At 70.2% G+C, this 24,394-nt stretch carries 20 protein-coding genes and 1 riboswitch; of the genes, 8 read left to right on the forward strand and 12 right to left on the reverse strand.

The features are described 5' to 3' along the window. The first annotated feature begins 170 nt into the window (after positions 1–170). A complete protein-coding gene (locus tag CFK41_RS07700; protein WP_096799127.1) occupies positions 171–1,679 on the forward strand; it encodes a polysaccharide pyruvyl transferase family protein in 1,509 nt (502 codons plus the stop codon). Here CFK41_RS07700 and CFK41_RS07705 read toward each other — a convergent pair. From CFK41_RS07705 to CFK41_RS07735, 7 genes are all read right to left on the reverse strand, one after another. Then, positions 1,654–2,655, reverse strand: coding sequence for a carbohydrate kinase family protein (locus CFK41_RS07705; RefSeq protein WP_096799128.1), 1,002 nt, complete (start codon positions 2,653–2,655; stop codon positions 1,654–1,656). The two genes, CFK41_RS07700 and CFK41_RS07705, sit on opposite strands and share 26 nt — an antisense overlap. Then, entirely contained in the window at positions 2,652–4,073 is a 1,422-nt protein-coding gene (locus tag CFK41_RS07710; protein ID WP_096799129.1) for a glycoside hydrolase family 32 protein, read from the reverse strand. The genes CFK41_RS07705 and CFK41_RS07710 overlap by 4 nt, the downstream gene beginning before the upstream one ends. Positions 4,074–4,132: 59 nt before the next feature. Beyond that, positions 4,133–5,716, reverse strand: a complete 1,584-nt coding sequence (locus CFK41_RS07715) for an extracellular solute-binding protein (protein WP_096799130.1) — start codon at positions 5,714–5,716, stop codon at positions 4,133–4,135. Positions 5,717–5,804: 88 nt separating this feature from the next. Continuing rightward, positions 5,805–6,761, reverse strand: a complete 957-nt coding sequence (locus CFK41_RS07720; protein ID WP_096799131.1) for a carbohydrate ABC transporter permease — start codon at positions 6,759–6,761, stop codon at positions 5,805–5,807. Positions 6,762–6,766: 5 nt separating this feature from the next. After that, positions 6,767–7,771, reverse strand: coding sequence for an ABC transporter permease (locus CFK41_RS07725; RefSeq protein WP_096799132.1), 1,005 nt, complete (start codon positions 7,769–7,771; stop codon positions 6,767–6,769). A 3-nt stretch (positions 7,772–7,774) separates the two neighbouring features. Continuing rightward, a complete protein-coding gene (locus CFK41_RS07730; protein WP_096799133.1) occupies positions 7,775–8,794 on the reverse strand; it encodes a LacI family DNA-binding transcriptional regulator in 1,020 nt (339 codons plus the stop codon). A 127-nt stretch (positions 8,795–8,921) separates the two neighbouring features. Further along, positions 8,922–9,572, reverse strand: coding sequence for a response regulator (locus CFK41_RS07735; RefSeq protein WP_096799134.1), 651 nt, complete (start codon positions 9,570–9,572; stop codon positions 8,922–8,924). A gap of 108 nt (positions 9,573–9,680) precedes the next feature. On the opposite strand from CFK41_RS07735, the gene CFK41_RS07740 reads away from it, so the two are divergent. Together CFK41_RS07740 and CFK41_RS07745 are read left to right on the forward strand one after the other, a co-directional pair. Next, a complete protein-coding gene (locus CFK41_RS07740; RefSeq protein ID WP_096799135.1) occupies positions 9,681–10,931 on the forward strand; it encodes a sensor histidine kinase in 1,251 nt (416 codons plus the stop codon). A 73-nt stretch (positions 10,932–11,004) separates the two neighbouring features. Beyond that, positions 11,005–11,271, forward strand: a complete 267-nt coding sequence (locus CFK41_RS07745) for an SHOCT domain-containing protein (RefSeq protein WP_096799136.1) — start codon at positions 11,005–11,007, stop codon at positions 11,269–11,271. A 54-nt stretch (positions 11,272–11,325) separates the two neighbouring features. Here the strand turns inward: CFK41_RS07745 and CFK41_RS07750 are convergent, their stop codons facing one another. Together CFK41_RS07750 and CFK41_RS07755 are read right to left on the reverse strand one after the other, a co-directional pair. Continuing rightward, positions 11,326–12,735 carry a DUF3100 domain-containing protein gene (locus CFK41_RS07750; protein WP_096799137.1) on the reverse strand — a complete coding sequence of 470 codons (1,410 nt, stop codon included), beginning with the start codon at positions 12,733–12,735 and terminating at the stop codon, positions 11,326–11,328. Beyond that, a complete protein-coding gene (locus CFK41_RS07755; protein WP_096799138.1) occupies positions 12,732–14,060 on the reverse strand; it encodes a M20/M25/M40 family metallo-hydrolase in 1,329 nt (442 codons plus the stop codon). Before CFK41_RS07755 ends, CFK41_RS07750 begins: the two co-directional genes overlap by 4 nt. A gap of 369 nt (positions 14,061–14,429) precedes the next feature. Here CFK41_RS07755 and CFK41_RS07760 point away from each other — a divergent pair, with 369 nt between their 5' ends. Together CFK41_RS07760 and CFK41_RS07765 are read left to right on the forward strand one after the other, a co-directional pair. Next, the gene (locus CFK41_RS07760; RefSeq protein WP_227873251.1) at positions 14,430–15,371 is read left to right on the forward strand and encodes an endonuclease/exonuclease/phosphatase family protein; all 942 of its coding nucleotides are present in this window, start codon (positions 14,430–14,432) and stop codon (positions 15,369–15,371) included. A 114-nt stretch (positions 15,372–15,485) separates the two neighbouring features. Then, complete coding sequence (locus CFK41_RS07765; RefSeq protein ID WP_096799139.1) at positions 15,486–16,586, forward strand: DNA glycosylase AlkZ-like family protein; 1,101 nt, start codon at positions 15,486–15,488, stop codon at positions 16,584–16,586. A gap of 36 nt (positions 16,587–16,622) precedes the next feature. On the opposite strand, the gene CFK41_RS07770 is transcribed toward CFK41_RS07765, so the two are convergent. Continuing rightward, positions 16,623–17,306, reverse strand: coding sequence for a hypothetical protein (locus tag CFK41_RS07770; RefSeq protein ID WP_151904705.1), 684 nt, complete (start codon positions 17,304–17,306; stop codon positions 16,623–16,625). Positions 17,307–17,441: 135 nt separating this feature from the next. Continuing rightward, positions 17,442–19,193, reverse strand: coding sequence for a phosphomethylpyrimidine synthase ThiC (gene thiC, locus CFK41_RS07775; RefSeq protein ID WP_096799141.1), 1,752 nt, complete (start codon positions 19,191–19,193; stop codon positions 17,442–17,444). Between the two features lies 1 nt (position 19,194). Next, positions 19,195–19,304, reverse strand: a riboswitch (TPP riboswitch). Positions 19,305–19,411: 107 nt separating this feature from the next. On the opposite strand from thiC, the gene CFK41_RS07780 reads away from it, so the two are divergent. After that, positions 19,412–20,173: an SAM-dependent methyltransferase gene (locus CFK41_RS07780; protein WP_096799142.1), complete on the forward strand. Its 762-nt coding sequence runs from the start codon at positions 19,412–19,414 to the stop codon at positions 20,171–20,173. Between the two features lie 15 nt (positions 20,174–20,188). Here the strand turns inward: CFK41_RS07780 and CFK41_RS07785 are convergent, their stop codons facing one another. Then, positions 20,189–21,739 carry a DUF1846 domain-containing protein gene (locus CFK41_RS07785; protein WP_096799143.1) on the reverse strand — a complete coding sequence of 517 codons (1,551 nt, stop codon included), beginning with the start codon at positions 21,737–21,739 and terminating at the stop codon, positions 20,189–20,191. Between the two features lie 393 nt (positions 21,740–22,132). Here CFK41_RS07785 and CFK41_RS07790 point away from each other — a divergent pair, with 393 nt between their 5' ends. Beyond that, the gene (locus CFK41_RS07790; RefSeq protein WP_227873252.1) at positions 22,133–23,428 is read left to right on the forward strand and encodes an ABC transporter substrate-binding protein; all 1,296 of its coding nucleotides are present in this window, start codon (positions 22,133–22,135) and stop codon (positions 23,426–23,428) included. 11 nt (positions 23,429–23,439) lie between these two features. Beyond that, a complete protein-coding gene (locus tag CFK41_RS07795) occupies positions 23,440–24,390 on the forward strand; it encodes a carbohydrate ABC transporter permease (protein WP_096799144.1) in 951 nt (316 codons plus the stop codon). Positions 24,391–24,394: the final 4 nt, after the last annotated feature.

Below are 24,394 nucleotides of genomic sequence, written 5' to 3' on the forward strand. Positions count from 1 at the left end.
CGGGCCGGCCGACGCGGTGCGAGCGGGGGAGCGTCGGTGTGGACGGGGGCACGCCGGCCCGGGTTCCCGCCGGGTCCGCTCCGCATCGCCTCGCGGCACGTAACCTCCTCTCAGGGTCCACCGATGACCCACCGTGCCGGTGCACGGATCGATTCCAGAGCGGGGATCCCATGTCCAAGCGGTATCTGATGCGACTCGGCAAGACGCCGTTCGAGATCGCCGACGCCTTCCAGACCCTCGACCGGAACCTGCTCGGAACCAACAGCGGGAACCTGATCTACGGCGCCGCATCCCACAAGCTGCTCTCGACGCAGGACACCGTCGTCGAGGCGAACCACTACCGCATCAACGCCGGTCTCGCCGCCGAGGTGAACGCCGAGTACGACGGATTCATCCTGCCGCTGGCCAACGCCTTCCGCCCGGAGTTCGAGGACGAGCTGCGTCGCACCGCGGACTTCCTCGAGCGGCTCACGATCCCCTTCGTGATGCTCTCCGGCGGGGCGCAGCTCCCGCTGGACGGGGACCCGTCGGCGCTGAAGGCCATGGAGCCGACGGTGAAGCGGTTCGCACGCGCCGTGCTGAACGGCTCCTCCGCGCTGACCGTGCGCGGTGAGATGACCGCCGACTACCTGACCTCCCTGGGGTTCGAGGACGTGCTCGTCGTGGGGTGCCCGTCGCTGACGCTGCACGGGCCCGGCCATCGGGTCGAGGTGCCGGCCGCCCTCGACCCCGGAGCCCCGGTCGGCTACTCCCTGGAGACGAAGGACCCCTTCGGAGGGGAGCTCATCGCGGACGCAGAGGTCTCGTACGACGCCACCTACCTCCCGCAGGAGCACGGCACCCTGGAGATGATGCTCTGGGGGACCGACCCCTACACGTCGGCCGATCCCCGGCTGCCGCTGGCCAGATCGCATCCCCAGTTCACCGAGGACCGTGCCGAGCTGTTCATCGACGCCTATCCCTGGATCGATCGCCTCGCACAGATGGACTTCGCCTTCGGCGCCCGCGCCCACGGCACCATCGCCGCGGTCCTCGCCGGCACCCCCGGCGTCATGCTCGCCCACGACTCGAGGACCCTCGAGCTGGCGCGACATCACGGCATCCCGCACCTCGTCCACGGCCGCGACCCCCTGCCGGGATCCGTCCAGGAGCTCTACGCCCACGCGGACTACACGGAGTTCAACCGGGGCCATGCCGAGCGGTTCGAGATCCTCAGCGGCTTCCTGCACGAGAACGGCTTCACGCACATCTACGAGGAGGGGCAGGAGGCCGCTCGCAGCGCCTACGAGCAGAGGATCGCCGCGACAGCCTTCTCGCCCGCGGTCCGCACGACCTGGACCGAGGAGTCTGCGCAGGAGACCCAGCGCCTGGCCGTCCTGCAGGACAGGGAGACGCGCCGCCGGAAGACCCATGCGGCGATCCGGCGCGAGGCCCGGACTCGTCAGAAGCGGATCGAGGAGCAGCTCGACCAGCTGGTCCGGCGGGCGGAGGAGGCCGAGCAGAGGCTGGCCGAGGCCGAACGGCGCGCCACGGCGGCGGAGCAGGGTCTGCAGTCCGCCCAGAAACTCCTGCGCACGCTGACCCGGCAGGTCCAGGAGGCCGACGACAGATCCCAGCGCGCGCTGCGGATCCCGACGCGCGTGAAGAAGGCGGTCACTCGGAGCCGCGCCGAGCCTTGAGCGGCCCCGGCTGCACCGCGGTGGTGCTGATCGCCTCCGGCACGCTGCTCGTCGTGCCGTCGTGGTCCGTCGCGGCGAGCTCGGCCGCCCAGGGCGGCTGAGCGCCCGCGCGGCCCACGGTGATCGCCGCGCAGCGCATCGCCGTGCGCGCCCAGGTCTCGAGGCGCGGCCAGGTCGGTGCGCGGTCGAGGAGCTCGCGCGCGCCATCGGACTCGAGGATCGCCCAGAGCAGCCCGGCCATGAACGAGTCCCCGGCCCCGATGGTGTCCACCACCGTGGCAGGCGGGGCTGCGAGGTCGCCGCGGGCCACCGCGGTGGACAGCGTGCAGCCGCCCGCTCCACGGGTCAGGACCACCAGGGTCGCGCCGGCGTCGTGCAGCCGGTCCAGCGCCTGGTCGATGCCCAGGTCGGGATGCACCCAGGCGAGGTCCTCGTCGCTGAGCTTCAGGACATGGGCGTGCGGTGCGATGCGCTCGATCCGGTCGCGCACCTCGCCCGGAGCGAGTCCGAGGCTCGGCCGCACGTTCGGGTCGACGCTGAGGACCGTCCCGGGACTCGCCGCGGCGAAGGCCGCCTCGACCTGGGACGCGCCCGGCTCGACCATCATCGCGATCGAACCGGTGTGCAGGAGGCGCACGTCGCCGGAGTGGAACGCGCCCGGGTCCCAGTCCAGGTCGAAGGTGTACTCCGCCGCGCCGCGCCCGTCGAGCACGGCGCGGGCGGTCGACGTCACCGCGGGCGGCGGCGCCGTCGGAGCGCGCAGCCCCACCGCGGCGTCGCCGAGGTGCGCCCGCAGCGCGTCTCCGTGCCTGTCCGGTCCCAGGGTGGTCAGCAGCTCGGTGCGCACCCCGAGCCGCGCCAGCCCGACGGCGACGTTGGCCGGGCTGCCGCCGGGTCGGGAGGTCACCGAACCGTCGGCCGCATGGACGACGTCGATCAGCACCTCTCCGACGACCAGCGCCTCCGCTGCGCTCATGCGATCGGGCCGACGGCCACGCCCACCTGCGAGGCGCCGTGGAAGATCTGCTGGGAGATCAGGGCGCGCCCGCCGTCGAGCTCGACCTCGACGCAGGAGCGGTCCACCACCATCTCGATCGTGAGCTCCTCGCGCTCGGTGCCCGGGAGATAGGGCAGGGAGCGGGCATGCTCGACGGCGAAGGGCTCGGCATGTGTCCGGGAGCGGTCCAGGACCACCCCGTCCTCGGGGTCGGAGGAGAGCACGAGGTCCTGGGGGGCCTCGGGGTCTCCGAAGCTGAGCACCACGCGCCACGGGGAGCGGGAGGGGAGCGTGCCGCGCAGCCGGAACGGCTCCTCGGCGTCCAGGACGATCGGGGCCTCGGCCGCCGCGGCATCCGCCAGGTCCACGGTGCGCAGATCGTCCGGGATCACCAGGTGCTGGCGCACCGCGAGGGTGCCGTCGCCCGAGCGCTCGAGGCGGAGCGTGCGGGCCAGCGTCAGGGAGGAGCGCCACGGGGAGGTGGGCGTCTGCGCCACGTAGTCCCAGTTGTTCATCCAGCCCAGCAGCACGGGATCCCCGTCCACGCCGGAGAAGGAGACGGCGGCGTAGCAGTCCTGTCCCAGATCCAGCGGCTGGGGGGACGCCTCGGTGGTGAAGGTCCGGCCGTCGAAGTCGCCGATCAGGGTGTAGGTGCCGGAGCCTCCCGCCGGGCCGCCCGGGTTGGTGCTGAGCACGAGCACCCAGGCCTCGGCCCCTGGTCCGGTCCCGTCGCCGGAGACCGGGACGCGCACCAGGTCGGGGCACTCCCAGATGCCCCCGTCCACCTCCGGATGGGTGAAGACCGAGGCGTGCTCCCAGGTCAGCAGGTCCGCTGAGGTGTGTATGTGGACCTGGTGGTCCACTGCCTCGACCGCCACCATGACCCAGCGGCCGCTCTCCTGGTGCCGGAACACTTTCGGATCCCGGAAGTTCGCCGAGCTGCGATCCAGGACCGGATTGCCGCTGTGATAGGTCCAGACGGTGCCGCCGTCGGTCGAGGAGGCGATCGACTGCGCCTGGATGCCCGCGAGCGTGGGATGGGCGTCGGTGTAGGCACTGGTGTAGATCGCCACCAGCGGGCCCGGCTCGCCGGGCCCGGCCAGGCCCGAGCTGTTCTCCGCGTCATGGACGACGCTGCCGGAGAAGATCAGCTCCTCCTCGGAGAAGGGCAGCGCGAGCGGCAGATGGGTCCAGGACACCAGATCGTCCGAGACGGCATGGGCCCAGGAGAGGTTGGCGTGATCGCTGCCCAGCGGGTTGTTCTGATAGAAGGCGTGCCAGCGGCCCTCGTGACGGATCAGCCCGTTGGGATCGTTCATCCACGTGGACTCGGGGGTGAGGTGGTGCCGGGGCCGGAACAGGTCGGTGCGGGCCTGGGACAGGGCGGTGGGGGTCATGGTCTCTCTGTCGACGAGGTCTGGTGGGGAAGAGGGGCCGGCGGCGCTGCGCCCCGGGCTCAGGAGTTCTCGGTGAACCGGTCGTAGGCGTCCTGGTAGACCTCCACGATCTCGGGGAGGCCGATCGACTCGAGCTGGGCGACGTAGCCGTCCCACTCGTCCTCGATGCCGCCCTTGACGATCCAGGTGGAGACCTTCTCCTGCACCAGGGTGCGGACGTCGGCCTCGATGGTGCTGATCCGGTTCAGCTCCTCGACCGAGAGCATGACCGGCGGGTACTTCTCGTTCGCGCGATGGGGCTCGTAGAACTCCTTGATCTGGGCCTGGCGCTCGGCGGCGCGCGGCTCGGGCAGGACCACGGTCTCGAAGTCCTTCGCCGTGATGATCTTCGGGCCGCCGGGGGAGACCTTCACCCGGCGCTCCTGCTCGGTCCCGCCGCCCGTGACGGGGATCTGCTCGAGCATGCCGTCGGCGTTCTCCTGCTGCGAGACCCCGATCGGGCCCCAGTTCGCCTGGGCGCTCATGCGCGGGTCGAACAGCATGTCCGCCCAGCGCAGGGTCGCCGCGGCGTACTCGTTGGTGCGGCTGATGGCGAAGGCGCCGCGGTTGATCTCCTGGTTGTTGGCCGCGCAGGCGCGCTGCAAGCCGTCGGGACCCGGGAAGAGCGGCACGAGCGCGTACTGGTCGGCACGCTCGGGGCCCACCACCTCGGAGATCTCCCAGAAGGAGAAGGAGCCGAGGGTCTGCGGATCGGCCTTGCCCTTGGCGACGAACTTGACGTAGTCCTGGGCGAAGGACTCCTGGTCGATGAGCCCCTCCTTGTACCAGGTGTGCAGCGCGGAGATCGCGTCCGCGTAGCCGGTCTGGTTCGCCGTGTAGATGACCTTGCCGTCCTGCACGATGCGGTGGTCGGGGTTGTCGGCCTGGCCGCCGAGGGCGGCGATGAGATCCGGGATCTCCTCGGCGCCGATGAAGGACAGAGGCAGGACCCCGGAGGGGCCGTTCTCCTTGAACGATAGGAGCGCCTCGTGGTACTCGTCGACCGTGGTCGGCATCGACAGGCCGTCCCGCTCGAGCCAGTCGGTGTTGATGAAGAGCATCCGCGGGAACTCGACCAGGCCGAGCTCCTCCACGCTGGGCAGCGTGTAGATGTGGCCGTCCGACGCGGTGATCGCGGAGCGGATGTCGGTGCGCTCCTCGAGGATCGCGTGGAGGGTGGGGGCGTTCTCGGGGATCAGCTCCTCGAGCGCGACCAGGGTGCCGTTGGCGCCGTACTTGGCGACCTCCGCGTCGGACAGCCCGGTGTTGAACAGCGCATCGGGCAGCTCCCCGCTGGCGAGCAGCAGGTTCTTCTTCTCGGCCCAGACCTCGTCGGGCTCGTTGACCCACGAGATCTCGATGCCCGAGTCCTTCTGCCAGGTCTTCACGAGCTCCATCGACGCGAAGTCAGGGGCCAGGGCGGACTTCGCGCCGCCGAAGCGCAGGGTGAGCTCGTCGGTGACGATCGGCAGGCCCGAGTCGGTGAGGCCGACGTCGGAGGAGAGGTCCTCGGTCTGCTTCGAGGACGGCCGGCTGCAGGCGGCGAGGCCGACGGTGAGGGACAGGGCGGTGGCGCCCAGGGTGAACTGGCGACGGGACAGCATGAGGGACTCCTTCGTCACGGATTGCCGTGCGGTTGTACGTATGACCGGTGTGGTCGCTGTGGTGGGGTGCGGTGGACGGGAGGGCGGGTCAGCTCTTCAGCGCGCCGAGGGTGGCGCCCTTGATGAAGTAGCGCTGGAGGAACGGGAAGGCGATGAGCAGCGGCACCGTGGAGACGACGATCATCGAGTACTTGAGCAGCTCGCCCATCTTCTGGGCGGCGGCGGTGGAGTCCATCGAGGCCATGTCCATGCCGGAGGCGGAGGCTTGGGACTGGATGAGCACGTTGCGCAGGATGAGCTGGAGGGGGTACTTCGACTCGTCGCTGAGGTAGATCATCGCGTCGAAGAAGGCGTTCCAGTTCGCGACGATGTGGATCATCGCCATGAGCACGATGAGCGGCTTGGACAGCGGCAGGGCGATGCCGAAGAAGAAGCGGAAGTCCGAGGCGCCGTCCAGCTGGGACGCCTCGCGCAGCTCGGGGGAGAGGTTCTGCTCGAAGAAGGTGCGGGCGATGATCAGGTTCCAGACCCCCACCGCGCCGGGGAGCACCACGGCCCACATGGTGTCGAGCATCCCGAGCTCCTTGACCACGAGGTACCTCGCGATCATGCCGCCGTCGAAGAACATCGTGACCACGAACAGGATCATGAAGAGGTTCCTGCCGGGCATGTCCTTGCGGGCCAGGGCGTAGGCGCCGGAGAGGATCATCGCGACGCTGATGGCGGTGCCGACCACGGTGTACAGCACCGAGTTCAGGAAGCCGCGCACGATGGTCGAGGTGCCGAAGATCGTCAGATAGCCGTCGAAGGTGATGCCGCGGGGGAAGAGGACCACCCGGCCCTGCTGGACCAGGTTCGGGTCCGAGATCGAGGCGATCACGATGAAGTACAGCGGATAGACGATCAGCACGATCGCGATGGCGATGATGCCGTAGGTGACGATCACGAACAGCGGATCGCCGAATCGGCTCAGGAGGCTCTGGCGGCGCGGAGCGGGGCCGGTGGGCAGGTCGCCGCGGGGGCTGGTGGAGGTGGAGGTCGTCATCGGTATCACCACAGGCTCGACTGGTTGGCCTTCTTGGCGACCCAGTTGAAGGTCAGCAGAAGGAGGAGGTTCAGGACGGAGTTGAACAGGCCGATCGCCGCGGAGTAGCTGAACTGGGCGCTCTGCAGGCCGACCTTGTACACGTAGGTGTTGATCACCTCGGAGGTGGGCAGGTTCAGGTCGGTCTGCATGAGATAGACCTTCTCGAAGCCGAGGTTGAAGATGTTCCCGACGGCGAGGATGAACAGGATCGTGATCACCGGGAGGATCCCGGGGATGTCGATGTGCCGGATCCGCTGGAAGCGGTTCGCGCCGTCCATGCGGGCCGCCTCGTGCAGCGAGGGGTCGATCGCGGTGAGCGCGGCGAGGTAGATGATCATCGAGAAGCCGGCGTTCTGCCAGACGTCCGAGCCGATGTAGAGCGGGCGGAACCACTCCGGGGCGCCCATGAAGAAGATCGGCTGCCCGCCGACGGCGGAGATCAGGTGGTTGACGAGACCCGAGCTCGGGGAGAACAGCAGGTGGATCATGCCCACCACCACGACCACCGAGATGAACGACGGGGAGTACAGGATCGTCTGCGTGAGCCTCTTGAAGCGCTCGCTGGGCAGCTGGTTGACGATGAGGGCCAGGATGATCGGCACCGGGAAGGCGACGAGCAGGCCGACGGTGTTGATCGTCAGCGTGTTCGCGACGATCCGCCCGAACTGGAAGCTGTGCAGGAAGGTGTCGAAGTGCTGCAGGCCCACCCAGGGGCTCCAGAAGAAGCCGTCGACGGGGTTGTACTCGCGGAACGCGATCTGCGCGCCGTACATCGGCCAGTACTTGAAGACCACGAGGTAGACGAGCGCCGGAGCGAGTAGTACGTATAACTGCCAGCTGTGGAGGATGCGGCGCAGCCGCGATCCTCGCGAGGAGGGCCGGGAGCGGCCGGGCGTCCGCGGCGCGGACTCCTGCGGTGCCCGCGGCACCTTCGGGGTCGGCGGGCCGACGGCGGTGTCGGTGGTCATGCGTCAGCGTCCTTTCGGGGGAGCGACGGATCCGCGATGGATCACGGGGCAGGGGATGGCGTGGGTCTCGGCCGGGGCGGCCGGATCCAGGACGAGCGCGGCGGCGCGCTCGCCCATCGCGAGGAAGGGGAGCGCCACGGTGGTGAGACCGGGATGGAAGTAGTCGCGCAGGATGTCCTGGTCGTCGTAGCCGACGATCGAGACATCCTCGGGGATGGACAGGCCCATGGCGGCGATCTCCTGATAGGCGCCGAGCGCGGTGCGGTCGTTGCCGCAGAAGATCGCGGTGGCGGGATCGGCCAGGCCCAGCAGCGCTCGGGCGCCCTCCTGGCCGCTGGAGTGGATGCCCTCGCCGGCGATGAGGAGATCCGGGTCAGGGGTGATGCCTGCCTCGAGCAGGGCGCGCTCGTACCCGCGACGTCGATCGCGGGCGGCGGGGATGCCCTCGCCGGGGAAGATGTTGATCATGCCGATGCGGGTGTGGCCGGCCTCCAGGAGGATCCGGGTCGCCTCGTAGCCGCCCGTCTCGTCGTCGGGGACCACGCTCGGGATGCGCCCGGAGAGGTCCCGGGCGTTGAGCGCCACCGTGCGGGTCTCGAGCGCGGCCTCGGGGACCTCGAGCTCCTTGTGGTACATCGCCGTGTAGAGGATCCCGCGCACCTGATGGGAGAGCAGGGTGTCGATCGCGGCCGCCTCGAGCAGGGAGTCCCCGCCGGTGTCGACGGTCATCAGCGTGTTGCCGTCCTCCCAGACCCGGTCCTGGGCGCCCTTGATCATCTGGCCGGAGAAGGGGGAGGTGGCCACGTCGTCGCCGACCAGGCCGATGATCTCGGAGACGCCCGTCTTCAGGGTCTTGGCCTGGAGGTTCGTCCGGTAGCCGAGGTCGGCGGAGGCCTCGCGGATGCGGTCGGCCGTGGCCTCGGAGGCGCGACCCGCGTACCGGCCGCTGAGCACCAGCGAGACGACGGCCTGCGAGACGCCGGCCTTCGCGGCGACGTCGTGCATCGTGGGGCGCTGGGCCATCGTGTGCTCCTCGTCGGGCGGGCCCGGCCGGCCTCTCGACCGTCGGGCGTTATTCGTATGACGTAGAGAGTGGGGGGTGAGGGGCGCTGTTGTCAAGAGCGCTCCGCGGAGGACGTCCGGTCGAGGGTCAGGCGAGCCCCGACTGGAACGCGAAGACCACCAGCTGAGCGCGGTCGCGGGCGCCGAGCTTGATCATCGCCCGGCTCACATGGGTGCGCGCCGTGGCGGGGCTCAGCACCAGGCGCTCGGCGATCTCCTGGTTGGAGAGCCCCTCGGCGACCAGCCCCACGACCTCCGTCTCCCGCGCGGTGAGATCCCCGAGGCGGGGGTGCGGCGACCGGGCCCGCGGGCGCTCGGCGACGAACTCCGCGATGAGGGTGCGGGTGACGCTCGGGGCGAGCAGCGCACCGCCGTCGGCCACCGTGCGGATCGCGTCGAGCAGGGCCGCGGGACTGGTGTCCTTGAGCAGGAAGCCGGAGGCGCCCGCCCGCAGGGCGTCGACGATGTACTCGTCGCGCTCGAAGGTGGTCAGGACGATGATCCGGGTGGCGGCGAGCTCGGGACGGGCGGCGATCCTCCGGGTCGCCTCGATGCCGTCGATCCCCGGCATGCGGATGTCCATGAGGATCACGTCCGGCACGGTCGAGACGGCGCGTTCGACCGCTGCGAGCCCGTCGGCCGCCTCGCCGGCGACGTCGAAGCCGTCCTCCGTCTCCAGCAGGGTGCGCAGTCCCAGCCGCACCAGGTCCTGGTCGTCCACCAGCAGCACACGGATCATGGGACCAGTATCCGTGCCGCCGGCGGCGGGCGCCTACGCCCCGGGACGTATCCGGGGCTACGCTCCGAGGGCGGCGACCTGCGGCACGGCTCGAGGGAAGGTGGGGCGATGAGAGCACTGCCCGCCCTTGTGCACCCTCAGGACCTGAGGCTCATGATCCCGGTGGCGCTGATGGTGGCCGGTGCCCAGCTGTTCGGCGCCCCGGGCCCGTCCTGGCGGGACGGGGACGGGGCCACGTGGCCCGCGGGCGGTCGTCCTGCGGAGCAGGGTCCGTTCGGGCACGACGGCGGGCCGCCGGGCCTCGCACCGCTCGACCCCGTCGCCCTGCTGCTCGCCGCATCGGCGGTGCTCGCCATGGGGCTGCGACGCCGACCTCGCGTGGCCGCGCTGCTCTCCACGACGGCGACCGCAGCGCTCCTCGGGCTCGGTGACCTCGCCGGTCCGGAGCTGCTCGCCGTCGCGATCACCTCCTGGTCCCTCGCCCGACGGGACTCCCCTCCGCGCTCGGCCGTGGTCGCGGGGATCGCCGGCGGAGTGCTGGTGATCGGGTGCCTGCTGGGCACGGGCCTCTCGGGTGCCTCCGCGGAGGGTCTGCTCGACGCACTGCTCGCCTCGCTCCCGGTCGCGGCCTGGGTGGTGGTGCCCTTCCTCGTCGGTCTCGTGCGCTCGCTGAGCGTCGAGGCGAACAGGCGTCGCCGGGCGGAGGAGGAGCGCCGGGTGCTGGACGCGGAACGGGTGCGGCTCGCCTCCGAGGTGCACGACGTGGTGGGGCACGGACTCGCCGCGATCCAGATGCAGGCGGAGATCGCTCTGCATGTCGCCGACCGTCGGCCCGAGCAGGCGCTCGAGTCGCTGCAGGTGATCAGCCGGGCGAGCGCCGAAGCCCTCGCCGAGCTGCGGGCGACGCTCGCCGAGATCGCGCCGGACATCGCGGCCCAGGACGCCCGCGCCACGACCCCGGGACTCGAACGACTCGGCGACCTGTGCGGACGGATGCGTGAGGCGGGCATCGCCGTGGATCTCGAGATGCCCCCTCCACCGTCGGAGGGTTCGAGGCGCGGCACGCTGTCGCTCGCGGCGGACGTCGCCGCGTACCGGATCGTCCAGGAGTCCCTGACCAACGTCGTCAAGCACGCGGCCGAACGCCGCGCCGCGGTACGGGTCCGCACGGGTGAGGACGGGCTCGAGATCCTGGTGCGCAGCTCCGCGGCGCCTGCGACGCAGGTGGTCCCGGGCTTCGGCATCGCGGGGATGCAGCGGCGCGCGGCAGATGTGGGCGGCAGCTGCGAGGTGGACGTGCGCGGGCGCGAGGTGGTCGTGCGGGGGCTGCTGCCGTACGTCGACCGACGCAGAGGATGAGCCGCTCCCGGGCCGATGCCCGGGCGCTCGCCCCGACGGAGGCTGGGTGCACCTTCAACCGAGAGGATCTCTCATGCTCACCGAGACCACGACCCAGCTCATCGTCCACGGACCCTACGAGGACGGCGCGCTGCACGGCGGCTTCTTCCCCGTCTTCCCGTTCCTGTTCCTGCTCGTGCTGGTGGCGCTCTTCGTCCTCGCCGGGATGCGGCGTCGGCGATGGCACGCCGCCGCTCCTCGCCGCGAGGCCGAGACCGCGCTGGGCGAGCGCTTCGCCCGGGGCGAGATCGACGAGGACGAGTACCGCACCCGTCGTGCGGTGCTGCGCGAGAAGGGCTGAACGCCCGGACGCGGCGCGGGCCCGAGGCAGTGACGCCTCGGGCCCGCGCGGTCGTCAGATCCCCGAGACGGACAGACCGAACTGTGCGAGCAGCGCCGACCCGACATAGGTGCCGACGAACACGAAGATCGCCGTGATCGCGACCTTCCAGGAGGTCTTCGACAGATCCACCAGACGGTCGGCGACGCTGATCCCGGCGACAGCGAGGATCGGCGTGGTCAGGGAGAGGAAGTCGACCGCGCCGATCGCGTCGACGAAGCCGCTCCAGGCCAGGCAGCCGGCGAGGGAGACGAGCGAGACCCAGCCCAGGACCGGGAAGTCCCTCACCACCGGCAGGCGGCTCAGGGCCATCAGGTCCCCGATCACCAGTCCGAGCAGGGAGAACAGCCACAGCGTGGCGAGCCCGCCGAGGGTGAGGGCGGTGATCGGGGTGGCAGCGGGATCCACCCAGAGCTTCATCTGCTGGGTGAACAGCACGAGGGCGACCGAGAGCAGCAGGACCGCCATGAACATCCCGTAGCGCTTGGCGCCGAAGAGCTCTGCGGAGGTCGGCGCGGTCTTCGTGCCGTCAGCGGCCGCGCCACCGGAGCGGACTGTCGAGGCTCCGCCCGAGCTCGGGAGGCGGTCCTTGCCGCGCATCATGAGGTTGTACATCGCGCGCTGCAGCGGGACGGCCAGGAAGACCATCGTGTAGGTGCCGATGAAGCTGGTCAGGAGCTGGCTCGCCGCGGCGTAGGAGAGGATCGTGTCCTGCATCTCGGGCACCTGGGCGGCGAGCGTCGAGGAGGACGCGGTCATCATCGAGGCCGAGCCCATGCCCGAGGCGATCGCGAGCGACCGGACGTCGAGTCCGGTGCCGAGCAGGATCGGGGCCAGGAACGAGAAGAACAGCGCTCCGAACAGCGTGCCGATGAGGTAGATGGAGAGCACGCCGCGGCCGGGATCGGAGTTCAGCGTGTACTTCTCGGTGATGTAGGCGAGCTCGCCCTCGCGGCCGAGGCCCAGGGTGGAGCCGATCGCGTGACGACGCAGACCGAGCATCAGGGCGATCGGCAGGCCCAGCACGACGGTGCCGAGGTTGCCGAGCTCCTGCAGCAGGAACACCCAGCCGATCGAGAGGATCTCTCCCAGGCGCGGGGCGACGTCCGCGCCGTAGCGCGCCATGAGGGGCAGCATGATGATGATCAGGAACGCGCCCGAGAAGGCGACGTTGCGGGGAGAGTAGACCCGCCGCAGGATGCCGCGGCGCAGGATCGGGATCCCCAGCACCATCGTGAGGACCACCGCGAACACCAGAGGGAGCACGGTCAGGGTGATCCTCGGCGTCACCTGCAGAGCCTGGATGCCGATGCCCTCGGCGACGACGATGGTCAGCAGCACGAGCGCCAGCAGCAGCACCATGTCCAGGCCGACACCGCGTCGGTGCTGCGACCGGGCCGCGGTCGACGGGGGAGCGGTGGTCATCGGGTCTCCTGGGAGGATTCGGAGGGGCGCTGCGCGGGGAGCGCCTGGTCGGGGACGGGCGCGATCGCGGCGATGGTCTCGACGTAGTCGGCATAGCTGCGGCGGGGAAGAGGGGAGGGCAGGTGCGACCCCATCGTGAGGAGGGTGCGGGCGAGCAGGCGAGGGACCGCGATCAGCACGTGCTCGGGATCGACCATCCGGAAGTCCCGGCCGTGGATGGTGCCGTCGAAGCCTCCGTAGGACAGCTGGACCGTCGGCATCATGAACGACAGGTCGCCGGCGTCTCCCGCCGCGGCGATGGCGCCTCGGTCGTCGATGAGCCGGGTGATCCGATCGTCGGCCTCGAACGCTTCGCGGAAGGCGCCGTTCAGGGTGCGGTCCTGGACGAAGGGCAGGTAGCCCATCTCGGTCGTGATGCGCACGGTGCCGCCGAGGGCGGCGGCGCAGCCCTCGGCGGCGCGGTCCACGCGTGCGGCGACCTCGCCGAGATAGGCGAGATCGGTGGAGCGGACATCGGTGCCGACGGTGACGCGGTGAGGGACCACGTTGGTCGTCATCTCGGTGGAGGGGATGACGGGGTTGATCCGCACCAGCACGTCCTCGCGCAGCTGCTGACGGGCCAGACCCAGCGCGGTGGTGAACAGGGTCGCCATCGCGTACGCGTTGGTCCCGCTGAAGGGGTCCAGTCCCGCATGGGAGGCGACGCCCTCGAACTCGACCGTCTTGTAGAGGAAGCCGGCCAGATCGCAGTCGATCTCGATCGTCGGCCCGTCCTGCAGCCCGCCGATGGCGTGGAGGCACACGGCGGCATCGATGTCGTCGAACACCCCGAGCATCATCGCCTCGGGCTTGCCCCCGAACCATGTGATCTCGCCGTCCTCGCGGAGCTGCTCCCGGTGGGCGAGGTCGACGAACTCCTCCGCAGGGACGAACACGAAGCTGAGGTCCACATCCGCCCGCTCCCAGTCGCCGGAACTGACGAGCTGCGCGAAGACGCTCAGCGCGATGCCGACCTGGGTGTGGTGACCGCAGGCGTGCACGGCTCCGGTGGCGGGATCGGCGTCGGGATGAGCGGGGGAGATCACGGCGTCGAGCTCGGCGACGACGGCGAGGCGGCGACGCTCGGGATCGTCGGGGGCTGCGGAGGGGAGGGTGACCTTGAGCCCGGTGGTCGAGAAGCGCTCGACGGCGAGCCCGTCGCCGTGCCGGAGCAGGAACTGCTCGACGGCCGCCGCGGTGCGGTGCTCGGAATAGCCGAGCTCCGGGTGCTCCCAGAGATCGGTGACGAGGGCGAGGACCTCGGAAGAGAGGGGATCGGCATGCATGGCGGGGGAGCAGCTCCTGGGCGGGTCGAGGGGACGCTGCGCACACCTCAGCCGACGCACGCAGGGACGGCTCAGTGCGTCGAGTCCGACCCTCGGAACTCTAGGGCAAGGCCGCGGAACCGGCGCGGACCGCCCACGCCCGAGCTCGACCGAGGCGGTCCTGCCCGGCGAGCAGGGGACGGGCGGATCACGGACTCCTGCCCGGTGCATGAACACTCGCGGATCCGTGACGGGTATGCCCGATCTTCCCGTTGAACAGTGCTTACCGTTCCCGGTGGGCGTTCGCACGCCCACGGCGCTCGGAGACATGGGGCGGGACGACGACGCCATCGCCACAGTGCCCGCCCCGTCGACTCCGAGGAGACCCTCATGACCAGCCCCCTGAACCGCCGCACGATCCTGTCCGGACTCGGTGCCGCCGCCGGGATGACCGCCGTCGCGGCCCTCGCCGGCCCGGCCTCCGCCGAGACCCGTGGGGAGGGAGAGGCGCTCATCGGGAAGGCGAAGCGCGACCAGCTGCACGTGATGACCTTCAACATCCGCCTGGAGCGGGGCACGGCGACCCAGCCCGGCGAGGCGGATCACTGGCCGGACCGTCGGCCCGTCCTCGTGGACCTGCTCGAGCGCGAGCAGCCCACCCTGCTCGGGGTGCAGGAGGCCAAGTACATCCAGCTCTCCGCCGTGGAGGAGGCGCTGCCCCGCCATCGGATGATCGGGTACGGCCGTCAGGGCGGCAGCAAGGACGAGTACTCCGCGATCTTCTACGACGCGACCCGCCTGGAGGTTCTCTCCTGGGACCAGTTCTGGCTCTCGGACACCCCCGAGGTGATCGGTTCGGTCAGCTGGGGGAACACGGTCACCCGCATCGTGGTGTGGGCGCGCCTGCGCGATCTGGTCAGCGGGGCGGAGTTCGCCATGATCAACACCCACTTCGATCACCAGTCCGAGCCGGCGCGGATCAAGAGCGCCCAGGCGATGATCGACCTCTTCGAGGGCGGCGAGCTCGACGCCCTGCCCACCCTGGTCACCGGCGACTTCAACTCTCCCGCCCACAACTCCGGCGGGTACACCACCCTGGTGACCGACGGGCCCACGCTCGACACCTGGGACGTCGCCCAGGAGCAGGTGACCCCGGCCTGGGGGACCTTCCCCGGCTACAAGGATCCGGTCGAGGGCGCCGATCGCATCGACTGGGTGCTCAGCACCCCGGACGTCACCACCCTCCGTGCCGCCATCAACGTCTCCACGGACAGCAGCGGACGCTACCCCTCCGACCACGCGCCGGTGCAGGCGCTCGTCACCCTGCCCTGAGCGAGGGAGGTCGGTCCCGAGTCCCCGAACGGGGTGCGGGCCGGGAGGCCGGGTGCCACCATGGGGGCACCCGGCGTCCCTCGGCGCCGTCCGGCGAAGGGAGACGGTCCGACGATGCACGAGCTCACTGCGCGCCAGGCCCGACGCATCGCCGTGCGGGCCGCGGGTCTGACCGCTCCTCGTCCCACCACGCTCGAGGACGCGATCGCGGGAGTGGGTGCGATCCGACTGGACCTCACCGCCTACATCTGCCCGAGCCCCGAGCTGGTGCTGTGGTCCCGGATGGGCCGAGCCTTCGATCCCCAGGAGCTCGAGGAATGGCGCACGACGCGCCGGGTCGTCGAGATCAGGGGATATCTCCAGGCCTCCGGGCGCTTTGCGCTGCACCGCGCAGCGATGGAGGCCTGGCCGGGAGATCCTCCGCCGCCGTTCGCCCAGCAGCAGGCGAAGTGGGTGGAGGCCAACGCCGCCGCGGCCGAGGAGATCCTGCAGACCCTCCGCTCCGAAGGGCCCCTGCCGCCCAAGGAGCTCCATGCGCAGTTCCCGGTGCCGCATCGCTCCGGCGGGTGGAACAACGACCGGAGCGTGGTCATGATGCTCGAGCGGCTGGCAGACCGGGGCCAGGTCGCCGTCTCCCACCGCGAGGGGCGGCTGCGCGTCTGGGACCTCGCCGAGCGGGTCTTCCCCGACGTCGCCGCCGTCCCGCTCCTCGAGGCGGAGCGGCGGCGGAACGAAGGCCGGCTCGCCGTGCTGGGCATCGCCCGGGCCGACGGCCCCGACTGCGATCCCGGTTTGGGGCAGGTGGGGGAGGAGGCTGTCATCGACGGGGTGCGCGGCCGCTGGCGTGTGGATCCCGCCCAGCTCGAGGAGACGACCTTCCGGGGGCGCACCGCCCTGCTCTCGCCCTTCGACCCCTTCACCTTCGACCGGCATCGGCTCAAGGAGCTGTTCTCCAGCGACTATGCCCTGGAGATGTACACGCCCGCGGCCCGGCGGCGATTCGGCTACTACGCCCTGCCGATCCTCCACGGCGACCGCATCGTCGGGACCGCGGACCTGGAGGCGGATCATGTCCACGGCGTGCTCGAGGTGCATGCCCTGCGGCAGGAGGGGACCTGGTCTCCGAGCGTGACCCGCGCCGTGCACGCCGAGATCCGCTCCCTCGCGCGCATGCTCGGGCTCGACGTCGCCGACGGAGCGCTCGAGGAGCGCTGAGCACCGGCGAGCCCTCCGCCAGCGCGGCGGGACAGCTCAGTCGGTGCCGGCGAAGGTCGCTGTGGTCAGCACGACCTCCTCGGGCGCCTGCTGGTCGATCGAGCGCCGCACCGTCCAAGCATCGCCCTCGATCGAGAAGGTGTTGCTGATGTCCTCATCGGTCAGCAGCTCCGAGCCGTCCGAGCAGGCGTACCAGCTGAAGTAGTCCTCGAAGTGCTCGGCGTGGTCGTGGGACACAGGATTACAGGTGACGTCGTCCGGCAGCGTGACCTGGATCGGCAGGGCGTCCTCGTTCGCCGGAAGGTCGGTGGCCGCGGCCTGCTCCGAGGTGAAGCTGATCCCGGAGCGGTCCGGGAGGCTGGTGATGCAGCGGGCGAGCCCGTCCTCCTCGACCTGGCATGCCAGGGCGCTCGCAGCGTTGGGGCCGCAGGTGAAGAACCCCTCTTGGTCCGAGTAGGGCGCCGGAGAGGGCTCGATCATGGCGCAGAGGTCGTCGATCTCCTGCACCTCCCACGAGTCGTCGATCCAGACGTGCTCGACGCCGGTGACCGGGGAGGGAGCCTCCTCCGAGGTGGTCTCCTCGGTGGTCGGGTCCTCGGTGGTCCTCTCCGTCGTCGTGCCGTCCCCGGCCGCCGGCTCGTCGGAGCCGGCGCAGGCGGCGAGGCCGAGGACCAGCACGGGGGCGGCCAGTGCGGCGAGCAGGCATCGGACCGTTCTCATGGTGTTCCCCCGTGGCATCACGACGATGGACTCCCCGCCGCTGCGATCGCCCGACCTCGGGCGGTCGCCCCCTGCGGCGGCGAGGAGACCAGTCGACCCCATCGGGACTGCGGTCGCAAGTTCCCGATCCGCTCCTCAGCGCTCGCGCGGGAGCGCCGGATCGGGCAGGTACACGGTGCCGCCCGCGGCGAGGAACTCCTCGGACTTCGCCGCCATCCCCGCACGGGCGATCTCGGACTGGTCCGCGGCGTTCCCGTAGGTGTCGCGGATGTCCTGGGAGAGCCGCATCGAGCAGAACTTCGGCCCGCACATGGAGCAGAAGTGCGCGGTCTTCGCCGGCTCGGCCGGGAGGGTCTGGTCGTGGTACTCCTCCGCCAGCTGCGGGTCCAGCGACAGCCCGAACTGGTCCCGCCACCGGAACTCGAAGCGAGCCTTCGACAGGGCGTCGTCCCGGGAGCGCGCCGCGGGATGTCCCTTGGCGACGTCCGCGGCATGAGCCGCGATCTTGTAGGTGATCACGCCGGTCTTCACATCATCACGATCCGGCAGGCCCAGATGCTCCTTGGGGGTGACGTAGCAGAGCATCGCCGTGCCGTAGCGGGCGATCTCCGTGGCCCCGATCGCGGAGGTGATGTGGTCATACGCCGGGGCGATGTCGGTGACCAGCGGGCCCAGCGTGTAGAAGGGCGCTCCCTGGCACAGCTCCTGCTGGCGCTCCACGTTCTCCCGCACCAGGTGCAGCGGGATGTGCCCCGGACCCTCGACCATCACCTGCACGTCGTGCGCCCAGGCACGCTCGGTGAGCTCCGCGAGGGTGTCGAGCTCCGCGAACTGGGCGGCGTCGTTCGCATCGACGAGCGACCCCGGGCGCAGCCCGTCCCCGAGCGAGAAGGAGACGTCGTAGCGGGCGAAGATCTCGCACAGCTCGTCGAAGTGCTCGTAGAGGAAGTTCTCCCGGTGGTGCGCGAGGCACCAGCCCGCCAGGATCGAGCCGCCGCGGGAGACGATCCCGGTGACGCGATCAGCGGTCAGCGGCACGTGGCGCAGCAGCACCCCGGCGTGGATCGTCATGTAGTCCACGCCCTGCTCGCACTGCTCGATCACCGTGTCGCGGAAGATCTCCCAGGTCAGAGCGTTCGCATCGCCGTCCACCTTCTCGAGCGCCTGGTAGATCGGCACCGTGCCGATAGGCACGGGGGAGTTGCGCAGGATCCACTCCCGGGTGGTGTGGATGTCGTCCCCGGTGGACAGGTCCATCACGGTGTCCGCGCCCCATCGGGTGGCCCACTCGAGCTTGGAGACCTCCTCGGCGATCGATGAGGTCACCGCCGAGTTGCCGATGTTCGCGTTGATCTTCACCAGGAACGCCTTCCCGATGATCATCGGCTCCGCCTCGGGATGGTTCACGTTCACCGGGATGATCGCCCGGCCCGCGGCCACCTCGCTGCGCACCAGCTCGACGTCGCACTCCTCCCGCAGGGCGACGAACCGCATCTCCGGGGTGATCTCTCCCCGTCGGGCGTAATGCATCTGGGTGACGGACCGACCCGCCCGGGAGCGCAGCGGATCCCGCCGTCGGCCGCCCCACTCGGCGCTGGCCTCCCCGCGACGGAGGGCGCCGCGCCCGTCGTCGGCGAGGCTGCGATTCCGCCCCGGGTAGGTCTCCACGTCCTCACGGTCGGCGATCCACCGCGAGCGCATCGGCGGGAGGCCCTCCTCGGGCTCGCATCCGGGACCGGCTGTGCGGTACACCCGCAGCGGCGGGTTCTCGGAGCCGTCGGGCGCAGGATCCTGATCGATGCGGGTGACGGGCACCCGGATGCCGTGCTCTCGGTCCTCGAGCACGTCGAGGTGGTGGGTGGAGTAGTTCTCGGGGCGTGCGGACATGGCGCTGCGCTCTCCTTCTTCCTTCGCCGGCATTACCCGGGCAGGTTCGGTCGGTACTCGGACAGCGACAGTCCGATCTCAGCCCGCTGCTGCGGGCACCCGAGGGATCGGCGCCGACCCTAACATCCGTCGCGGAGGGCTCGATCCGGCGTCCGTCATCGTCCGGCGGCGCCCGCAATTCCCTGGCCCCTGCCGCCCGGGCGGGGCACCATCACGGCATGGACTCCCCGGATGCACCTCCTCCCGTCGGCAGCGGATCGGCGCTGACCTACAACTCCCCGCTCTCCGCTGAACGCGCCGAGCGACTCGTCGACCGGCTCGCACGGGCCGCGCCGAGCGATGTGCTCGACGTGGGCTGCAGCTGGGCGGAGCTGCTGCTCGACCTGCTCGACGCCGTTCCCTCCGCCCAGGGCCTCGGGATCGACGAGCACGGCCCGGACATCGAGCGCGGCCGGGAGTCGGCTCGACGGCGCGGCCTCGAGGATCGGGTGCAGCTGGAGGCACGACCGGCGGACGAGACCCTTCCGCAGGCCGATCTGGTCGTGAACATCGGGGCGTTCCAGGCCTTCGGCGATGTGCCCACGGCGCTGAGCCGTCTGCGCGAGCTGGTGCGGCCACAGGGCCGCGTGCTGCTGGGCTGCGAGTACTGGGAGCACACGCCGAGCGACGTCGAGCTCGCCGCGCTGTGGGAGGGGACGACGGCGCAGGAGAGCCTCCTGCTGCCGGACCTCGTGGACGCGGCGATCGCCGCGGGGTTCCGCCCGCTGTCCACGCAGACGGTCACCCGCCAGGAGTGGGAGGACTACGAGTCCGGGCACATGGCGCCGCTCGAGCAGGGGCTGGCCGCGAACCCGGAGCATCCGCGGGCAGGCGCAGTGCGGGAGCAGCTCGACCAGCAGCGGACGATCTGGCTGCGAGGGCACCGCGACCTGCTGGGATTCGCCTATCTCGTGCTGGTCCCCACCGACGTCCCGGCCTGAGCCCTGGGGTGCGGATCAGCGCTTGTGGTAGAGCGCCTTGTGCAGGAACCGCGGCTCCGAGGTGACCGAGATCCCGAGGTTGCGGAAGATGTCCTCGTCCACGGTGCCCAGGATCGTGGTGGTGTGCACGTCGCAGCCGGCGAGGCTGCGCAGCTGCTCCACGGCCCGCCGGGCGCCCTCGTCGGTCGAGGCGGAGACCGACAGCGCGATCAGCACCTCGTCGGTGTGCAGGCGCGGATTGCGGCTGCCAAGGTGCTCCGTCTTCAGCGACTGGATCGGCTCGATCGAGGAGGGGGAGAGCAGCTGCACCGAGTCGTCGAGACCGGCCAGATGCTTCAGAGCGTTCAGCAGCATCGCCGCGGAGCAGCCCAGCAGCGGTGAGGTCTTCCCGGTGATCAGGGTCCCGTCCGCCAGCTGGATCGCGGCGCCGGGCTCGCCGGTGCGGGCCTCGACGGCGAGGGCGGGATCGACCACGGCCCGGTCCTGGGGCACACAGCCCGCCTTGGACATGACCATCCCGATCCGTTGGGAGACGACGTCGTCCTCGTCGTTGATCCGCTCGTGCATGAGCGCCTTGTAGTAGCGGCGGATGATCTCCTGCCGCGAGGCCTCGCGGCACACCTCGTCCGCGACGATGCAGTCCCCGGCGAGGTTCACACCCATGTCGGTGGGGGAGGCGTACGGCGAGCTGCCGGTGAGCTTCTCGAGCAGCGTGCGCAGCAGCGGGAAGACCTCCACGTCCCGGTTGTAGCTGGTGACCTGCTTCCCATAGGCGGCGAGGTGGAAGGGGTCGATGAGGTTCACATCATCCAGGTCCGCGGTGGCGGACTCGTAGGCGAGGTTCACCGGATGCTCCAGCGGCAGGTTCCAGATCGGGAAGGTCTCGAACTTCGCGTAGCCCGCGCCGATGCCCCGCTGATGGTCGTGGTAGATCTGCGAGAGGCAGGTGGCGAGCTTGCCGGAGCCCGGCCCCGGGGCGGTCACCACGATGAGGTCGCGCGTGGTCTCGGTGTACTCGTTGGCGCCGAAGCCCTGCTCGGACACGATCCGGGCGGTGTCCTGGGGGTAGCCGGGGATCACGGTGTGGCGCGCGACCTTCAGGCCCAGCCGTTCGAGGCGGTCGATGAAGGCACGGGCGACGTGGTTGGAGTCCTCCAGCTGGGTGACCACCACGTTCTCCACGAGGAAGCCGTGCTCGCGGAACACGTCGATGAGCCGGAGAACATCGTCCTCGTAGGGGATCCCGAGGTCGGCGCGGACCTTCTGCCGCTCGAGGTCCTTCGCGTTCAGGCACACCAGGATCTCGAGCTCGTCCTTGAGCCGGTGCAGCATCGCGATCTTGTTGTCCGGGGTGAAGCCGGGCAGCACGCGGGAGGCGTGGTGGTCGTCGAAGAGCTTCCCGCCCATCTCGAGGTACAGCTTGCCGCCGATCTCCTCGCGGCGACGCTGGATGTGGCGCGACTGGAGCTCGATGTACTTCTCGCGGTCGAAGCCGACCCTGCTCCCGGGGTCCTCCGGGGAGGGCGAGGTGGGCGAAGCGGGGGAGCGGGTATCCGAATCGGTCACCCCGGCACGCTAGCACCGACCATCGCTCGGGACCGTCTGGGAGGTCCCCGCCGTCGCCGACGGGAGGAGCGCCTCCAAGGACCTGCCGGTGGCGAGGACCGGAGAGCGCGTGGTGATACGAATCGATCGTGAGCGGGCGTCTCCGCTTGTCGCGGCGTGTCCGGTCAGCGGCGACGCCGGCGATGAGGGGGTGCGGGCCTCGTCCGTGAGCCCGCCGGGATCCCGTCTGGCCCTTGTGCTGTGCCTGATCGTCGGTCATGATGGCTCTCGCACGAGGGATCGCCGACGGCGGCGGCCCGGGAAGTGCCCCCACCTGCAGGCCCCTGCAGGATGCCCGACATCGATATCGATACGAATCGATCCGGCGCCGAGAGAGCGATGAGAGAAGAGACGATGATGTCGAATCACCCCAGTTCCAGCAGCCCTGCCAGCCCCGCCGATCCCGCCGTGAACGGTGCGCTCCGTCCCAGCCGCCGAGCGCTCGGCGCGTTCGTCGCCGTGCCGGGACTGCTCTCCCTCGCGGCCTGCGGAGGGTCCGGCGGCGGGTCCGGCTCCGGCGAGCCGTCGGTCCTGCGGGTGGTGGACTACTACAACACCCCGGCCGACGACGTCGTGATCCAGAAGACCCTCGAGACCGTGGCCTCCGATGCCGGCATGACGATCAAGCGGGAGAAGGTCCCCGGCGAGCAGCTCATCCAGAAGGTCCTGCAGATGAGCTCCTCGAAGACCCTCCCGGACCTGCTCATGCTCGACAACCCGGACCTCCAGGAGATCGCGAGCTCCGGCGCCCTCGTGCCCCTCGAGGACTTCGGGATCGACACCAGCGGCTTCAAGAAGGAGATCCTCGACGCCGGCACCTTCGAGGGCAAGGTCTACGGACTGGCCCCCACGGTCAACACCATCGCGCTGTTCTACAACACCGCGATGCTCGCCGACGCCGGCGTGGAACCGCCCACCACCTGGGACGAGCTCACCTCCGCGGCCAAGGCGCTCACCCATGACGACGTCTACGGCATCGCCTTCTCCGCGATCGCCACCTACGAGGGCACGTGGCAGTTCCTGCCGTTCATGTGGTCCAACGGCGGGGACGAGACCGACATCTCCACCCCCGAGGTCGCCGGTGCGGCACAGCTCTGGGCGGATCTGGTCTCGGACGGATCGGCCTCCAAGGGCGTCGTGAACTGGGGACAGGGCGATGTCATCGACCAGTTCAAGGCCGGAAAGGCCGCGATGGCCGTCAACGGCCCGTGGAACATCGTCGGTCTGCAGGAGGATGCTCCCGATCTCGAGTGGGACGTGGCCATCATCCCGGTGCCCGCCGAGGGCGACGACTCCGTCGCACCGCTGGGCGGGGAGGTCTGGACCATCCCGCAGACCGGCGACACCGAGAAGCAGAAGAAGGCGGCGGAGGTGCTGCAGGCGTTCGTCAGCGCAGAGAACCAGCTGACCATGGGCACCGCGCGCAACACCATCCCGGCCGACACGGAGGCGGCCAAGACCTTCGCCTCCGATCATCCCGAGCTCGCGACCTTCGTCGAGCAGGTCTCCACGGCCCGGTCCCGCACGGGGAAGCTCGGCACCGAGTGGCCCACCACCGCCAAGGCGATCTACACCGCGTTCCAGCAGGTGCTGGTCGACGGCGCGGATCCCGAGACCGCCTTCGGCGACGCCGCCGACTCGCTGGGCTGAGCCGCCGCCCCATGACTGCTCCAGCATCCACACTCACCGAGACGACGGGGCACGACGCCCCGCGACGTCGGCGCCGGACGTCCGGCTCGGCGCTGGTCCGCTACGGCTTCATCGCCCCGGCGGCCCTCTACCTGGCGCTCTTCTTCGGGTACCCCATCGTGAAGAACCTGGTGATGAGCTTCCAGGAGTACACCTCCGCGACCTTCTTCTCCGGAGTCGCCCCGTTCGTGGGCCTGGCGAACTACCGCGCGGTGCTCTCCGACCCGATCTTCCTCAAGGCCCTGACCAACACCGGCATCTTCACGGTGGTCTCGATCGCGGGGCAGTTCGTGATCGGCATGGTGCTGGCGCTCTTCTTCCGCCGGAGCTTCCCGCTCTCGGGATTCCTGCGCTCGATGCTCCTGCTTCCCTGGTTGCTGCCGATGGTCGTCTCGGCCGCGATCTGGCGCTGGATCCTCGAGCAGGACAGCGGCATCCTCAACCAGTTCCTCTCCGCGGTGGGCCTGATCTCCAGCCCGATCCCGTGGCTCACCAGCTCGGACACGGCGCTGATCGCCGTGGTCATGGTGAACATCTGGTTGGGCATCCCCTTCAACGTGGTGCTCCTGTACAGCGGGCTGCAGGCGATCCCGGAGGAGCTCTACGAGGCCGGGGAGATCGACGGCGCCACCGGCTGGTCCGCCTTCCGGCACATCACGCTGCCGCTGCTGCGACCGGTGGTCTCGGTGGTCCTGCTGCTCGGGGTCATCTACACCATCAAGGTGCTCGACCTGATCCTGGGACTGACCGGCGGCGGCCCCGCGAACGCCACTCAGACGATCGCCACGCGCAGCTACGAGATGAGCTTCATCGAGTTCGACTTCGGGCAGGGCGCCGCGCTCGGCAACGTCCTGATCGTCATCGCGCTGATCTTCTCCGTCGTCTACCTGCGCGCCAACGCCCGCTCCGCGAAGAAGGGATGAGGAC

The sequence above is a fragment of the Brachybacterium ginsengisoli genome (genome assembly GCF_002407065.1).
GTDB classification, from domain to species: Bacteria; Actinomycetota; Actinomycetes; order Actinomycetales; family Dermabacteraceae; genus Brachybacterium; species Brachybacterium ginsengisoli.

What these genes read in the sequence shown, in the direction of transcription:
- CFK41_RS07795 (WP_096799144.1), top strand. Translation starts at nt 23,440, where the DNA reads ATGACTGCTCCAGCATCCACACTCACCGAGACGACGGGGCACGACGCC.
- CFK41_RS07765 (WP_096799139.1), top strand. Translation starts at nt 15,486, where the DNA reads ATGCACGAGCTCACTGCGCGCCAGGCCCGACGCATCGCCGTGCGGGCC.
- CFK41_RS07790 (WP_227873252.1), top strand. Translation starts at nt 22,133, where the DNA reads ATGATGTCGAATCACCCCAGTTCCAGCAGCCCTGCCAGCCCCGCCGAT.
- CFK41_RS07745 (WP_096799136.1), top strand. Translation starts at nt 11,005, where the DNA reads ATGCTCACCGAGACCACGACCCAGCTCATCGTCCACGGACCCTACGAG.
- CFK41_RS07760 (WP_227873251.1), top strand. Translation starts at nt 14,430, where the DNA reads ATGACCAGCCCCCTGAACCGCCGCACGATCCTGTCCGGACTCGGTGCC.
- CFK41_RS07715 (WP_096799130.1), bottom strand. Translation starts at nt 5,716, where the DNA reads ATGCTGTCCCGTCGCCAGTTCACCCTGGGCGCCACCGCCCTGTCCCTC.
- CFK41_RS07725 (WP_096799132.1), bottom strand. Translation starts at nt 7,771, where the DNA reads ATGACCACCGACACCGCCGTCGGCCCGCCGACCCCGAAGGTGCCGCGG.
- CFK41_RS07780 (WP_096799142.1), top strand. Translation starts at nt 19,412, where the DNA reads ATGGACTCCCCGGATGCACCTCCTCCCGTCGGCAGCGGATCGGCGCTG.
- CFK41_RS07710 (WP_096799129.1), bottom strand. Translation starts at nt 4,073, where the DNA reads ATGACCCCCACCGCCCTGTCCCAGGCCCGCACCGACCTGTTCCGGCCC.
- CFK41_RS07770 (WP_151904705.1), bottom strand. Translation starts at nt 17,306, where the DNA reads ATGAGAACGGTCCGATGCCTGCTCGCCGCACTGGCCGCCCCCGTGCTG.
- CFK41_RS07730 (WP_096799133.1), bottom strand. Translation starts at nt 8,794, where the DNA reads ATGGCCCAGCGCCCCACGATGCACGACGTCGCCGCGAAGGCCGGCGTC.
- CFK41_RS07750 (WP_096799137.1), bottom strand. Translation starts at nt 12,735, where the DNA reads ATGACCACCGCTCCCCCGTCGACCGCGGCCCGGTCGCAGCACCGACGC.
- CFK41_RS07700 (WP_096799127.1), top strand. Translation starts at nt 171, where the DNA reads ATGTCCAAGCGGTATCTGATGCGACTCGGCAAGACGCCGTTCGAGATC.
- CFK41_RS07720 (WP_096799131.1), bottom strand. Translation starts at nt 6,761, where the DNA reads ATGACGACCTCCACCTCCACCAGCCCCCGCGGCGACCTGCCCACCGGC.
- thiC (WP_096799141.1), bottom strand. Translation starts at nt 19,193, where the DNA reads ATGTCCGCACGCCCCGAGAACTACTCCACCCACCACCTCGACGTGCTC.
- CFK41_RS07755 (WP_096799138.1), bottom strand. Translation starts at nt 14,060, where the DNA reads ATGCATGCCGATCCCCTCTCTTCCGAGGTCCTCGCCCTCGTCACCGAT.
- CFK41_RS07705 (WP_096799128.1), bottom strand. Translation starts at nt 2,655, where the DNA reads ATGAGCGCAGCGGAGGCGCTGGTCGTCGGAGAGGTGCTGATCGACGTC.
- CFK41_RS07740 (WP_096799135.1), top strand. Translation starts at nt 9,681, where the DNA reads ATGAGAGCACTGCCCGCCCTTGTGCACCCTCAGGACCTGAGGCTCATG.
- CFK41_RS07735 (WP_096799134.1), bottom strand. Translation starts at nt 9,572, where the DNA reads ATGATCCGTGTGCTGCTGGTGGACGACCAGGACCTGGTGCGGCTGGGA.